Below are 14850 nucleotides of genomic sequence, written 5' to 3'. Positions count from 1 at the left end.
TGTTTGGTAATATTCTGCTAAGATGCAAAAACGCAGAGGTTAGTTAAAAATTATTTTATGCGTTAAATTTTAAGGCTTTGAGTTCGGGCATTACACCTTTATGGTGATTTTACGAAGATACAATATCAACATGGGGATCCAAACAATCAAAACCATAACTACGGCGGAAAATAGCGAAGCCGCTTCGGGTGTGAAATATGGTTTATACAGTATCTGGAAAAGTGATCCCCCACATAATTTAATAAGGTTGATATAATGTGGGATAAAGATGGATAATACATACGCAGTAATAGCATTTGCACCAAAAGGTAGAAAGAACCCGATACCTCTTTTATACCCCTGTACATCTATCAGCCAATAACAAAATGCTAACGCGATGGTTGCCCAACCCCCGGTATATAATACGAATGAGCTTGTCCACAACGCTTTATTTATGGGGAAGAAAAGATCCCACACCAAACCGGCAACTACCGCCAATACGCCATAGGTAAACAGCCAGCTTACTTTAATGCTGTCATCGCGGTCCTTACGTTTTAGCCAGCTGCCTACACGGATGCCGAATAAGCCGGTGCAAATAGCAGGGATGGTCCCTAATAAACCTTCCGGGTCCCAGGTCTTTGATTCCTTCCAAAGGTGATTGGTAGTGAACACCAGGCGATCCAACCAGGCGCCCATGTTGGTTGCCGGTTGTAAGCTTGGTACACCGGTGTCGGGCACAGGCACAAAATTCATGACTACGTAGTAGCCTATTAACAGGATAACAAAGAGCCAGTCGCGCACCTGTTGTGAGGCTTTGATATACAGCACCGCGCAGATAAAAAACACCAACCCGATACGTTGCAGCACACCCGGGAAACGCATATGCTCAAACCCCGGATGCAATATCATGTGGATAACCCAACTGATAGCGATCAGCAAAAAACCCCGCCTTAAAGCGCCCAATATTAATTTCCCGTGTTGCGATGGGTCGGTAATTTTGCGTTCCATGGAATAAACAATAGATACCCCTACAATAAACAGGAAGAAAGGAAACACCAAATCAGTAGGCGTACAGCCGTTCCATACAGAATGCTCAAACGGCGGATAGATATGGCCCCAATCGCCGGGATTGTTGACCAGGGTCATGGCTGCTACGGTCGCTCCTCTGAACACGTCCAGGGAAAGGAGCCTTTGGGATTGGGATTTGCTCATTATGGGTTATAATCCTCTAATATAATTATTCTTGATAAGGGATGCAAAATATTGGTAAATACCGAGGGAAATCGCTTTTAAAAATTAAATCTTTTAAGGAGGCACCTCCGGAGCCTTCCACTGTGTTTTTTATTACTATAAACAGGTTACTCCTCCGGAGTGTAAAAAAGAGAGTTCCGGCGGAACTACCTGTTTATAGTAAATACCCACATCTTAACGGCTCCAGCGGAGCCTCCTATGGTCAATAGCGATTTTCCTGGTAAGTACAGACCAGTTTACACCAATGGAGTAAGTCTTTTAGATTGATTTTTTATTGTTTTTTTGAAGCAATAGAATAATTGCACCTATTGTTATGGGAATTGAAGAAATGAAATATGTACCTAAGCTGATCCTGCCTGATTCTCCCTCAATTCCGGGTCGTTCAGCGCCCGTAAAAACATAAAGAAAAGAACTCCTATAATTATAAAAAACACACCTATAACTATTTTCCAAGATTTCATATATACTCTTTATTTTTAGGATTATAGTTTAATACTGTATTTAGTTTTGTATTGAAATCTGATAGTTTTTTATCAGTTTTTCTTTGGTAACTATATACTACTTTACCTAAAATATTGCGTCTCTACATTGCGCTGTTTACCCACACGTCATTGCCGTAAAGGTTATATAATTCTGTTACCGAATTACTAAACCTTTACGGCAATGACGCGCGGAGGGCAGGCTATTAATAATGGTAACGCTTAAACGCTTCCATAGCTGCGTATTCTGCAAATCCTAACCTGTCATAGTTTTGTGCCGTCTCGCGGTTACGATCCTCTGCTCTAACCCAAAACTCCCTTGCATCTTCGCCCGGGAAAACGGCCGGGTCCTTTTGCGACTGGTGTTTAAATATGGCCAGGCGCTTGCGCATAACTTCGTCGGGCGATAGTGGGATGGCCATCTCAATTTCGTGGGTGGCAAACTCAAACCAGGCGCCGCGGTACATCCACAGCCAGCAATCTTTTACCCAATCTTCGGTTTGTTTAAGCTGATTTAGGGCCGCCAGTATAATATTAAAACATACAATGTGGGTTCCATGCGGATCGGCAAAATCGCCGGCGGCAAATATCTGGTGCGGTTTTATTTGTTGCAGCAGGTCAACAGTCATCTGCACATCAACCTGGCTTACCGAGTTCTTGGTTACTTTACCAGTCTCATAAAATGGCAGGGCCATAAAATGGATATGGTCGTCATGCAAACCCGCATAACGTGCCCCTGCAATAGCCTCGCTTTTGCGGATAAAACCTTTTACATCCCGTACCTCGGGTGTATCTATCTCGTTAGGCTGTTTGGTGGCAAAGAAAGTCCGCATATCATTATGAATGCGCTGCAGTTTCGACGTGTCATCGCCGCGGCTTTTCTCAAAATCAATGGCAAACTCCATGTAACGCAATACATCGTCATCCCACACCGCGGTATTGCCCGATGTTTGGTAGGCCACATGCACATCATGCCCCTGGTCTACCAACCTTATAAACGTACCGCCCATTGATATCACATCATCATCAGGGTGCGGCGAAAATATAACCGACCGTTTCTTTGCGGGTTGCGCACGCTCTGGCCGCTGGCTGTCATCAGCATCAGGCTTGCCTCCCGGCCAGCCGGTTATGGTATGCTGGATCTGGTTAAAAATATCTATATTAATTTCATATACCGGCCCCTGCTCTGTCGCCAGTTGCGCCATGCCGTTGTTGTTATAATCTTCGTCTATCAGTTTTAATATCGGCTTATTTACGTTGTTTGCAAGCCATATCACCGCTTTCTTTTTAAGGTCGTTATCCCAAACGCAGTCTTTTACCAGCCAGGGCGTATCAAAACGGGTAAGCTCTGATGCCGCCGGTTCATCCAGCACAAATTCAACGTTGTCTGATAGCTGCAGGAAGGTGGCCGGTACTTCGCCTGATATTTCGCCCTCCACCGCTTTTTTAATAATCGGCGCTTTCTTCTTGCTCCAGGCCATCAATATAATTTCGCGGGCCTTAAATATGGTGCCCACACCCATGGTAATGGCTTTGGTTGGTACCGCTTCTTTACCGCCGAAATCGCGCGCGGCATCGGTACGGGTAAGGTCATCCAAAGTAACCAGCCTTGTGCCCGAGTTTGGCGCCGAGCCAGGCTCGTTAAAACCAATGTGACCGGTACGGCCGATACCTAAAATTTGCAGGTCGAGGCCGCCAAGCTCTTCAATTTGCTTTTCGTAGTTCAGGCAAAAAGCAGCTATCTTATCCTCTGGCAACGTACCGTCGGGGATATGGATATTTTTACGGTCGATATCGATATGGTCAAATAAATTCTCGTTCATAAAACGCACGTAGCTTTGTATGGCTTTGGGTTTCATGGGGTAATATTCGTCCAGGTTAAAGGTTATTACGTTTTTAAAACTTAACCCCTCCTGGTTATGCAGCCTTATCAGTTCGGTATAAACAGCAATGGGGGTTACGCCGGTAGCAAGGCCCAATACGGTTTTTTCGCCGTCGGCTTTACTGCGGATAAGTTTTGCAATGCGTTGTGCTACGGCTGCGGCGCCGGCAGCAGGATTTGGATATACCGTTACGGGTAGTTTTTCGTAGCGGGTTTCTTCTAACAAATTTAATCTGGCCATATATAAAGTTGGGTCGGAGCAGCAAATATCGTAAATTATTAATTTAAATTTTGCTCCGGAGGTATAATTTCATAACTTGAGGAGCCCCTCCCAACCCTCCCCGGTAGCGAGGGCTTTATTAAAAGTCTCCCCTACCGGGGGGGATTTAGAGGGGGCTAACTAACTAACATGGCACAACTCAACACAAATCTCCAGCACTTATTTACCATCGCCCAAAAACCCGCGCGTATTGGTATTGGTTTAATGTCGGGCACATCGTTAGATGGTTTGGATATAGCGCTTTGTAAATTTACCGGCAGCGGCCTGGCTACCCAATGCCAATTGCTGCAGTTTACCACCATACCCTACGCCGACTTTTTTAAGAGCGAGGTGCGGTCCATTTTTTCGCGCCGGCAGGTCGACCTGGAGAAAGTTTGTTTACTGAATGATTTTATAGGCGCCTACCACGCCGAACTGATACTACAGGCATTAACCAACTGGAACGTTAAGCCCGGTGATGTCGACTTTATAGCCAGCCACGGCCAAACCATTTACCACGCGCCAAAACGCCTGCACCGGCAGGAGGGCTATCCAAACGCTACTTTACAAATAGGCGACGGCGACCATATCGCGGTTAAGACCGGTATTTTAACCATCAGCGATTTCCGCCAGAAGCAAATTGCCGCCGGGGGCGAGGGCGCTCCGCTGGCTTTATATGGCGATGTATTGCTGGGGAGTAAGGCAGGCGAGGACAGGATACTGGTAAACATTGGCGGCATATCCAACCTTACTTTTTTACCTGCGGATGGGGATATGGACAAGGTGCTATGCTCGGACATTGGCCCCGGTAACACGCTGATAGATATGTTTTGCCGCACCTGGTTTGATAAAGCGTATGATGAAGATTCGGCTATTGCCTTTTCGGGCGAGGTGAATGAGGCGCTGTTAAGCTCATTGCTTAAACACCCGTTCTTTGGCGAGACCCCGCCCAAAACAACCGGCCCCGAACTGTTTAACGACGAGTATGTACGCAAAGCGCAGGAACGATCAGGCACCAGCCATATAGATCATAAAGATGTAATAGCCACACTTAGCGCTTTCACCGCCAAAGCCATTGCCGATTTTGTGCGCGCCTACCTGCCCAAAGGCGCCCAAATGTTTGTTAGCGGCGGCGGAGCGAAGAACCCCTTTGTGATGCAATACCTCGAAAAAAGATTATACCGCACCACCATTGCCGATACCGCCGCCCTGGGCATTAACCCCGACGCCAAAGAAGCCATACTTTTTGCCCTGTTAGGCAACGAGGCTCTGGCCGGCGAGCCACTGCATATAGGTACTAATCCATCGGTGTTGATGGGGAAATTTAGTTTTGCGGGGTAGATGCTCTCCCCGCATGCCATTGCCAGGTTTTTAACACGTGCATTATCGCGATGATGAGTGCGCATAAAGTATGCAAAAAAGTGGGTGTTATGTGGTAACAAAAGGTGCACAAACCCCGCACAAATGGTTACTAAAGGTACATATATGGGTACGTTTGATTACTTTTTATAAAATGCTATCAATCAATAAAATAACAACAAAAAATCGCCCTGATTTTTGAAATTATTTCGTCAGATTTTTCAAAAAAACCGGGGTTAAAAAACTGCTAAATTTTCTACTGCTTTTTCCCATCCGCGGATGGTAGCCGATAACGATTCAAAACTCACTACCTAAAACTCATCACTCAAAACTATTATCATTATCTTAGCAAAAAAATTCACACACAATGAACGCATACACTTTTGTACAGCACCTGCACTCGGGTTTCAGGTATATCATTTTGGTATTGTTTATCTATACCATTTTAATGGCTTTTATAGGCTGGTTAAGCGGCAGGCCATACACCAACCGTAACCGCATAAGTAACCTGGTTGCCATGATATCGGCACATACGCAATTGCTGATAGGGATAGTATTATATTTCCTTAGTCCGCTGGTTGCCTTTAACAGCACCACCATGAAGGACCCTGTTACCCGCTATTTTACGGTTGAGCACTGGGTAATGATGCTTATTGCATTGGTACTGATAACTATAGGCCACAGCAAGAGCAAAAAGCTGGTTTTGCCCGAAGCTAAGCACAAAACTATTGCCCTGTTTTATACCATTGCACTGCTTATAATTATTGGCACATTGGCTGCGGGCAAAATTTCTATCTTAAAATAAGTTAAAAATAATTGAAGAAAAAATTTGCCAATTCAAATTTCTTTATAAATTTGCGTCCACAATGATCAAAAAGGTAAATATAAAAAGCTGGTGGCACCAATTAAATTTGGCAGCCGGATAACTTTTTGACCATAGGAAACTAACCAATTGTAAACCTAATACAAAAACCCGGCGACCCTCATTCGCCGGGTTTTTTGTTTTACAACTATTTTTAACAACACAAATGAAACAGTATAAAATTAATACCACTTATAAAAAGCTACTTGCCGACACTACTACGCCGGTAAGCATATATCTGCGCCTGCGCGATGTGTTCCCTAACTCGTTACTGCTTGAAAGCTCTGACTACCACAGCCGCGAAAACAGTACCAGCTACGTTTGCTGCGACCCAATTGGCGGGCTTACCCTAAACGACGGACAGCTAAACAAACGCTATCCAGATGGCACCGAAGAAACATTAAAAGAAGGCGAGTTTGAACTGATAAGCCAGCTAACAGATTTCCTGGCCAGCTTTGAAACTACCCAGCCCGAAGTGAAAATTACCGCCAATGGGTTGTTTGGCTACTTTACGCATGAGGCGGTTGAGCATTTTGAAACTATCCGCCTTAAAAAGAGCGACGATACTACCCGCAAGATCCCGGTAATGCAGTATAATATTTACCGCTATATTATTGCTATTGATCACTTTAAAAATGAACTGTACGTGTTCCATAACATGCCCGAGGGCGAGGTGGAAGGCGAAAACAGCGGCCTGAGCAAGATCCTTGACCTGATAAAAAACAAGAACTTCCCCGAATATAGTTTCCAGAGCAAGGCTGAGGAACAATCAAACCTGACCGATGAGGGCTTTATTGCCATAGTGGAGAAGATGAAGCAGCATATTTATAGGGGTGATGTTTTCCAGATAGTGCCGTCGCGGGCTTTCTCTAAAGAGTTTACGGGTGACGAGTTTAATGTGTACCGCGCGTTGCGGTCCATCAACCCATCGCCCTACCTGTTTTATTTTGATTATGGCGATTTCAGGATCTTTGGCTCATCGCCCGAGGCGCAGATCACCATAAAAAACCGCAAGGCTACCATTTACCCAATAGCAGGCACCTTTAAACGTACCGGCGATGACGAGAAGGATGCACAACTTGCTTTGAGCCTGAAAAATGACCCTAAAGAGTCGGCCGAGCACGTAATGCTGGTTGACCTTGCCCGTAACGACCTTAGCCGCCATTGCGAGCACGTGGAAGTTAAGGCTTTTAAAGAGGTGCAATACTATTCGCACCTGATCCACCTGGTATCCATGGTAAGCGGCAACCTGCTGCCTGATGTGCCTACGTTTAAAGTAGTGGCTGATACCTTCCCGGCAGGTACGCTAAGCGGCGCGCCAAAATACCGTGCAATGGAGATAATAGATGCGAACGAGAATATAAAACGGAGCTTTTACAGCGGTGCCATAGGTTACTTAGGCTTTAACGGTGATTTTAACCATGCTATTATGATCCGCTCGTTTTTAAGTAAAAATAATACGCTGCACTACCAGGCAGGGGCAGGCATTGTTGCCGGCTCAGTAGCCGAGAGTGAGCTTAACGAAGTAAATAATAAAATAGCAGCGCTGCGTAAGGCGCTTGAACTGGCAGAAGAGTTATAGGCCCCTAACCCCCTGAAGGGGGAACAAATAAAATACTGAAAGGAAAGATTGATATGGAAACTAGCAAAGAAAACGCTTCCTCCCCGGGGGGCAAAATTTTAATTATTGATAATTACGATTCGTTTACGTACAACCTGGTACACCTGGTGAACGAGATTGGCCTGCAATGCGAGGTTTGGAGAAACGATCAGTTTAAGATCGAGGATGTTGATGCTTACGATAAGATCATTCTTTCGCCGGGCCCCGGTATCCCGTCAGAAGCTGGTTTACTGTTGGAGGTAATTGAAAGGTACGCCCCAACCAAAAGTATTTTTGGTGTATGCCTTGGCCAGCAAGCCATTGCCGAAGTTTTCGGCGGCAAGTTGTACAACTTAAAACAACCTATGCACGGTATAGCAACCCCCATTACGGTTACCGATGATACCGAACGGCTTTTTGCGGGCTTGCCGCACCAGTTTAAAGTTGGCCGTTACCACTCGTGGGTGGTTGATGAAAAATCTATCCCTGATGTATTAACCGTAACGGCGATTGATGAGGTGGATAACTCGGCCATGGCGTTAAGGCATAAAATATATGATGTACGCGGTGTGCAGTTTCACCCGGAATCCATCCTTACCGAGTTTGGTAAAGAAATGATGCAAAACTGGTTGACTCCCCAGCCTACAGGGGGAGTAACAAATAATTTAGTTAGTTTTGCCAATTAACCACAAACCATAATACTTAACCAAATATTCCTCCGCTTAAGGCGGAGGTTAAGGGCCAATGAATATTCTTGATAAAATTGTTCTTAATAAAAAAGCTGAAGTAAAAGAAGCTAAAGAAAATACCACTGTTAAAGAACTGGAAGCCACGCCGCTGTTTGGCCGGGAGACTTACTCGTTCAAGGAGTTTTTGCTTGACCCGGCACGTACCGGTATTATAGCCGAGTTTAAGCGCCGTTCGCCATCAAAAGGCATTATTAATAACAATGTTGGTGTTGTGGAAGTAACCAATGGTTATGCGGCGGCAGGTGCCTCGGCATTATCCGTGTTGACCGATACCGACTTTTTTATGGGCACCAAATCCGACCTGTTTAAGGCCCGCCAGGCAAATACCATCCCGGTTTTGCGTAAGGATTTTATGATAGATGAGTTCCAGGTAATTGAAGCAAAATCATTAGGCGCCGATATTATCCTGCTTATTGCCGCCATACTAACTCCAAAGGAAATTGATACGCTGGCAACGCTGGCTAAAAGCCTTGGGTTAAACGTTTTGTTAGAGGTGCATAACCTGGAGGAGCTGCAACGCAGTATCAACCCTAACCTTGATGCTATTGGCGTAAACAACCGCAACCTGGCCGATTTTACGGTATCTGTAGAAACCTCCTACAAACTGGGCGAACATATCCCCGCCGAATTTTTAAAGATCTCTGAAAGCGCCATAAGTGATGTAGATACCATTAAAGGCTTAAAAAAAGCCGGCTTTAACGGTTTTTTAATAGGCGAGAACTTTATGAAACAGGCTGATCCGGGATTGGCAATGAAAGAGTTTGTTGAGGGATTGAAGTAATCAATCAAGTTCTACAATATCAACATCAGATGTTGTGAGTATTCTTATCGCTTTTATAATATTAGGTTTAATAAAATCCCACATTTCACGATTATCGCAATTGCCTTTCTTAATAACTATAAGTTTTGGAGGCGATCCCAAGCGATTTACCAACTCATCAAAATCGGCGTCCTTTGAAACAAGAATAATATTACCGGCGGCTTTTGCCATATTGTAAATAGCTATATCCGACACATTATTTAGTTGCAGGCTGTATGATGATTTTACAACGTGGCCAGTATGCTCGGCCATCCACTTTGCGATGATTGGCGAGAGCTGGGTATCAAGCCATATCTCCCAATTCTCAGGCGGCATGAATAATTACGGTGTTCTTTACCTTTCGGGAAGCATATAAAAGCGCTGCCTGGATATCTTCCTTTTGTAAGACAGGGTGTTGGTCTAAAATATCAGCTTCTGACATTCCTGTTGCTAATAGTTCTAATATATCACTTACCAAAAAGCGCATACCTCTGATTGCAGGCCTCCCGCCTAATATTTCAGGTGTAAAGGTAATACGCTCAAGCAGGCTATCATTATTCATAACATAAAGTTAACCAATTTTTATAGATAAATGAAATTCGTGAAAATTGGTTTTTTATCTTTGCACCATGAGTTCCACCATCCTCGACGATAAAACCTTTACCGAATTAAACTACGCCAAGACTACGGAAAGAAACACCGAATTTAACAACTGTGTGTTTAAGAAATGCGATTTTACGGATGCTGAGTTTGCCCTTTGTAAGTTGATTGATTGTGTTTTTGAGGACTGTAACCTATCCATGATCAAATGGAGCCGGTCGACTTTAAACAATGTGGTATTTAAGAAATGCAAGATCCTGGGCGTAAACTTTAGCCCCAGCGAGGATTTTTTGTTTAACGTTAGATTTGAGTCATGCATGCTGGATTATTCCTCGTTCATGGCTAAGAAGATGCCTAAAACCAACTTTATCAAATCATCATTAAAAGAAGTAACGTTTACTGAGGCTATCCTCACCGGATCCGCTTTTGATGAATGCGACCTTAACGGCGCTGTTTTTAACCGGACCGATCTTACAGCTGTAAACTTCACTACCGCATCAAACTTCATTATCGACCCCGAACTAAACACCATTAAGCGCGCCTCGTTTTCGGCAGGCGGGCTTGAGGGGCTTTTAGTAAAATATGGTATAAAAGTGGTGTAATCTGACCATAATTACAGCATGTGCTGTAAAAAAGAAAGGCCCCGATATTTCGGGGCCTTTCTAGTATTAGTTTTTTGGAGCTGTTGGCAACTCCTTACGCGGCATCATTTCGTCGCGTTGTGAGGTATTGTAAACAAACCAGGCGTTAATGGTGGCGGCTTGTTTAAGGTCAGCCTCGCTTAGTTTGTCGTAAGTATCCTGGTTACTGTGGTGGGTACGGGTGCCGTAATCCATGTTGTCCTGTATATACTGGAAGCCGGGGATACCAACCGCGTCAAACGACAGGTGATCGGTTCCGCCTGTATTGCCAATAGTTACGGTGTTTGCGCCCATATCTTTAAACGGAGCTAACCATGATTGGAATATAGCGCCTACAGCCGAATTGCCCTGCAAATATACACCGCGTATTTTACCTGTACCATTATCTAAGTTATAGTAAGCCGAAACTTTTGCAGCCTCTGGTTTTAATATCATGGTTTTAGGATCGCCAAAGTGGTTAAGTACGTAGAAGCGCGAGCCAAATAACCCTTGCTCCTCAGAGCTCCATAATACAATGCGGATAGTACGGCGCGGTTTAAACCCAACACGCTTTAAAATGCGCATGGTTTCCAGCATTACCGCGCTGCCGGCAGCATTGTCTGTAGCGCCGGTGGCGGCATGCCATGAGTCAAGGTGACCACCGATGATAACCAATTGGTCTTTTAATTTAGGATCGGTGCCAGGTATCTCACCCACTACGTCATATCCCTGCAGATCATTTGTAAAGAATTCGGTTTTAATATCAGCCTCCAACTCCACTTTAATACCTGCTTTAGCTAAACGTAAAATACGCTGGTAATCTTCGCCGCTGGTTTCTAATTCAGGGGCAACAGCATGAGCGGTATCAGCATATGATGCACCGTTGGTGGTAAATACTGTACCATCGGTACCACGGCCCTGGCTTAGCACCAGGCCTACGCCTTCGCTAACATATAGGTTTGTAATTGCTGCACGTAAAGCAAGCAATGCCTGGATACGGCCGGGAGTAAACGGACCGCCCGGGCCACCCCTGCGTGGGCCACCTGCACCAGGTGCTACCGGCGCCGCGTTAGCCATGGCAGTTAAGGCCGAGTCGGTTAATCGGCTTGCATCAGGTTTAAAGGTGTTTTCAATACTGCCTTTAACATCTGTCATTACAATTTTGCCTTTTAGCGTGCCTTTGTATTTATCAATATCGGTAATGGTATCAATTTTAATAACCATAACGTCGCCTTTTATCAATCCATTGGTACCGGGGGTCCAGGCTTTCGGGATAGCGATGATTGCATGGTAATAAGGCGCGGTAATAGCGGCGTAGTTTTTTTGAACTTCCCAGCCTTTGCCAAATTTGCCCCAGGGTTCGCGCCTGGCATTTACCGCACCCCAGGTTTTTAGGGCATTCACGGCCCAATCCTGGGCGCGTTTTAAGCCGGGCGAATTAGCCAAACGCGGGCCTGCCACGTCGGTAAGCTGGAAAGCGGTTGCCATAACCTGTGATTTTTCCAACCCTTCGTCCTTAATTCTGTCGAGCATTTGTTGGTCGGTTTGAGCGGATGCCGAGCCAATGGTTCCTGCGGTAAGCAGCAGTACATAAAGTAATTTTCTTTTCATGATGATATTGAGTTCAGTTGTAACCCAAATCTATCCATTTTTTGCTGTAAAACAAATGCCCGAAGCAATAGGATAAGCAGTGTACCAGGTGTGCCACCCGTGCCAGGTGTTACACCTGTGCCTGGCACAGTACAATTTGTAAAGCGCTACAATAAAATTAATTCACCAGCAACTTATACCCCTTACCATGCACATTAATGATCTCTACTGACGGGTCATCTTTTAAGTACTTTCGGATCTTGCTTAAAAATACATCCATACTGCGGCCGTTAAAGTAGTTGTCGTCATGCCAGATATGCAGCAGGGCTTCTTCGCGGGTAAGTACTTCGTTGCGTTTAAGGCAAAGCAGGCGCAGCAATTCGGCTTCTTTGGTTGATAGCTTTTGCTGTGTGCCGTCGATAGTTATAATTTGTGTGGTATAGTCAAACTGGTATCTGCCAATTTCAAACCGCGACGGTTGTAGCTCTTCTTTCTTTTCGGCGCTGTCAGTACGTTTAAGCAGGGCGTTAATACGTAGCAGCAACTCTTCAATACGGAAAGGTTTGGTAATATAGTCGTCGCCGCCAAGGGTAAATGCTTCGGTTTTATCTTCGATCATCCCTTTGGCAGTAGCAAATATTATGGGTACATGCGGGTTGATCTTGCGCACATCTCTGCCTAAGGTAAAACCATCCTTTTTGGGCATCATTACATCTAATATTAACAGGTCGTAGCTGGCTTTGGTGAATGCTTGCAGGCCTTCTTCGCCATCGGTACATAAAACAACGTCAAATTTTCCCTTTAGCTGCAGGTAATCCTGTAAAAGCAGACCAAGGTTAGGGTCATCTTCAACCAGTAATATTTTTTTCATAGGATAGGTTTATTTAGTCCGGAAGCCCGAAAGTCGGGAAGTCCGGAAGTTATTTATTGGCAATACTGCAAGTATCTTTCTGACTCCCCGACTTCCGGACTTGCAGACTAATCAGGCACCCTGAAATTTCAGCTCGAACTCCGACCCCTTATCCTTCTCTGAGCGTACATTTATTGTACCGTTTAACCTTTTTACTACTGTATTAACGTAACTCAATCCCAAACCAAAACCTTTAACATTATGCACGTTACCGGTAGGTATGCGATAAAACTGTTCAAATATTTTGCTTTGCTGATCGCGGCTCATGCCAATACCTTTATCGGCCACTTTAATTATAACATGGCCGTTTTTGTTGGTGCTGGTTATGGTTATCTGCGGCTTATCTCCGCTGTATTTTATAGCGTTGTCTATAAGGTTATATAATACATTACTAAAGTGCAGCTCATCGGCATTAATAACGGCGTTATCTGCATCAAGCTCCAGCACCAGGTCGGCCTCGCATTTTTGCAGTTTAAGCGCCATACTGTCAACCACAATGCTTATCATCTCGTTAACATCAAGCGGCTTTTTCTCCAGCTTAAAGTCGTTCTTATCTATCTTGGCAATGTTTAGCACACGTTCGATATGGCTGCCCAGGCGTTCATTCTCCTCGTAAATAATATTAGCCAACCTTGCAATGCGTGTGCGGTCAATAGCAACATCACTGTCTTTTAAAGCCTCGCTGGCTATCATTATGGTTGATACCGGGGTTTTAAACTCGTGGGTCATGTTGTTAATGAAATCTGTTTTCATCTCAGAGATTTTTTTCTGTCTGATGATAGAGAACAGGGTATATCCAAAACAAAAAACCAATATCAGCAATAAACCGGCGGTGGTGCCTAATGTACTGGCCATATGCCCCAGTATCAGCGAATTTTTTTGAGGGAACGCCAGTCTTATCATCCCCGGATCGTTTATAACTTCTTCTTTAAATATGCGGGTCTGGTAGGTGTTTGCGGAGGTAAACACCGGCCTGGCGCCTGTTTTATCCATAGCTGTAGAGAAGATGACCGAATCATTCCTGGTTGTTGATACTTCATAACTAAATGGCTGGTCAATACCCTGGTTATGCAACTCCATACGTAACAGCGTGTCTATCCAAAACGGATTACTTATACGTTTGGTTAACGGCTCGCCAACACGCTGGTATTCCTCAAAAATGTTTTGCATAACATTATTGCGGTTGGCAGCTTGCAGGTCATGCAATGAGTCGGCCACAAGTAATTTCTTTACCCGGCTAATTTGGTTTTCTTTTTGTTTGCGTTCCTGCTCTTTTAACCAAAGCGGGTTAATGGTTGTTTTGGTAAGTACCTGCGCCCCAAACTGTGGGTCGATATACGTTCTATGAATAATTACATATTTCTCAATTTTTTTATTCATGCCGATGCTTTTGCCGGGGTTTTTTATTACCGGTGTAAAAACAACATAGGGTACTCCAAATTCATCAAGTTGTGTTTCAGCATGCAAGCCAAGATTGTCTTCCAGTTCGTCCAGCCTTTGTTGCATCAGTAAATGCTTAAGGCTATCATGCAATATGGCTATTTTGCGTTTGCGGCGCGCTTGTTTCTTTAATGAATCTTTACTGATAAATTTATCGGGCCCTATATGGTTATTATCGGTTATTGAAACAGATTTTATCGTTTGGAGCTGGCCGTTAACATTGCGCTGCGTTTTGGTCATTAAAAAGTTATAAGCATCGCGCTTGCTCAGTTTGGAAACAACGTTGTTTAAAGCCTCGTTAACAGAGCGGTCAAATAGCTTGGACTGCATATCATACGATTGCCTTAAAAAATACAATTGCATAGCAACCACACCTATAAGTGCGAAACCCATTAATCCAATAATTATCTGTATGCTCCTCTTTTTCAAACTTTAACTGATTATTATATCTAACAAAAATATTTTAAATAA

Annotated in this window: 13 protein-coding genes; 6 read left to right on the top strand and 7 right to left on the bottom strand. The window is 44.4% G+C overall.

Annotated elements, in window-relative coordinates:
• Positions 1 to 90: 90 nt before the first annotated feature.
• Together ABIB50_RS07760 and nagB are read right to left on the bottom strand one after the other, a co-directional pair.
• The gene (locus ABIB50_RS07760; protein WP_429378663.1) at positions 91 to 1191 is read right to left on the bottom strand and encodes an acyltransferase family protein; all 1101 of its coding nucleotides are present in this window, start codon (positions 1189 to 1191) and stop codon (positions 91 to 93) included.
• Positions 1192 to 1915: 724 nt separating this feature from the next.
• Complete coding sequence (gene nagB / locus ABIB50_RS07755) at positions 1916 to 3832, bottom strand: glucosamine-6-phosphate deaminase (RefSeq protein ID WP_429378661.1); 1917 nt, start codon at positions 3830 to 3832, stop codon at positions 1916 to 1918.
• A gap of 168 nt (positions 3833 to 4000) precedes the next feature.
• Here nagB and ABIB50_RS07750 point away from each other — a divergent pair, with 168 nt between their 5' ends.
• The 5 genes from ABIB50_RS07750 (at position 4001) to trpC (ending at position 9201) form a co-directional block, all read left to right on the top strand.
• On the top strand, positions 4001 to 5191 hold the full coding sequence (locus ABIB50_RS07750; RefSeq protein WP_429378659.1) for an anhydro-N-acetylmuramic acid kinase: 1191 nt from the start codon (positions 4001 to 4003) through the stop codon (positions 5189 to 5191).
• 385 nt (positions 5192 to 5576) lie between these two features.
• A complete protein-coding gene (locus ABIB50_RS07745; RefSeq protein ID WP_429378658.1) occupies positions 5577 to 6014 on the top strand; it encodes a cytochrome B in 438 nt (145 codons plus the stop codon).
• Between the two features lie 223 nt (positions 6015 to 6237).
• On the top strand, positions 6238 to 7653 hold the full coding sequence (locus ABIB50_RS07740) for an anthranilate synthase component I family protein (RefSeq protein ID WP_429378657.1): 1416 nt from the start codon (positions 6238 to 6240) through the stop codon (positions 7651 to 7653).
• Positions 7654 to 7706: 53 nt separating this feature from the next.
• On the top strand, positions 7707 to 8357 hold the full coding sequence (locus tag ABIB50_RS07735) for an anthranilate synthase component II (RefSeq protein WP_429378656.1): 651 nt from the start codon (positions 7707 to 7709) through the stop codon (positions 8355 to 8357).
• 58 nt (positions 8358 to 8415) lie between these two features.
• On the top strand, positions 8416 to 9201 hold the full coding sequence (gene trpC, locus ABIB50_RS07730) for an indole-3-glycerol phosphate synthase TrpC (protein ID WP_429378654.1): 786 nt from the start codon (positions 8416 to 8418) through the stop codon (positions 9199 to 9201).
• Here trpC and ABIB50_RS07725 read toward each other — a convergent pair whose 3' ends face one another.
• Complete coding sequence (locus ABIB50_RS07725; protein WP_429378652.1) at positions 9202 to 9555, bottom strand: DUF5615 family PIN-like protein; 354 nt, start codon at positions 9553 to 9555, stop codon at positions 9202 to 9204.
• Positions 9545 to 9781 (bottom strand): DUF433 domain-containing protein, encoded by a 237-nt coding sequence (locus tag ABIB50_RS07720; RefSeq protein WP_429378650.1) that lies wholly within the window; start codon positions 9779 to 9781, stop codon positions 9545 to 9547. The genes ABIB50_RS07725 and ABIB50_RS07720 overlap by 11 nt, the downstream gene beginning before the upstream one ends.
• Positions 9782 to 9848: 67 nt before the next feature.
• Between ABIB50_RS07720 and ABIB50_RS07715 the strand changes: the two genes are divergently transcribed.
• Positions 9849 to 10421, top strand: a complete 573-nt coding sequence (locus ABIB50_RS07715; protein ID WP_429378649.1) for a pentapeptide repeat-containing protein — start codon at positions 9849 to 9851, stop codon at positions 10419 to 10421.
• Between the two features lie 66 nt (positions 10422 to 10487).
• Here ABIB50_RS07715 and ABIB50_RS07710 read toward each other — a convergent pair whose 3' ends face one another.
• From ABIB50_RS07710 to ABIB50_RS07700, 3 genes are all read right to left on the bottom strand, one after another.
• Positions 10488 to 12050, bottom strand: coding sequence for a M20/M25/M40 family metallo-hydrolase (locus tag ABIB50_RS07710; protein WP_429378647.1), 1563 nt, complete (start codon positions 12048 to 12050; stop codon positions 10488 to 10490).
• Between the two features lie 157 nt (positions 12051 to 12207).
• Positions 12208 to 12900, bottom strand: a complete 693-nt coding sequence (locus ABIB50_RS07705) for a response regulator transcription factor (RefSeq protein ID WP_429378646.1) — start codon at positions 12898 to 12900, stop codon at positions 12208 to 12210.
• Positions 12901 to 13011: 111 nt separating this feature from the next.
• Complete coding sequence (locus ABIB50_RS07700; RefSeq protein ID WP_429378644.1) at positions 13012 to 14772, bottom strand: sensor histidine kinase; 1761 nt, start codon at positions 14770 to 14772, stop codon at positions 13012 to 13014.
• Positions 14773 to 14850 lie beyond the last annotated feature (78 nt).

The sequence above is a fragment of the Mucilaginibacter sp. UYCu711 genome (assembly GCF_050433825.1).
Lineage (GTDB): Bacteria > Bacteroidota > Bacteroidia > Sphingobacteriales > Sphingobacteriaceae > Mucilaginibacter.
Note: the sequence above shows the minus strand (reverse complement) of the source record. Positions and strands in the feature narration are given on the sequence as shown.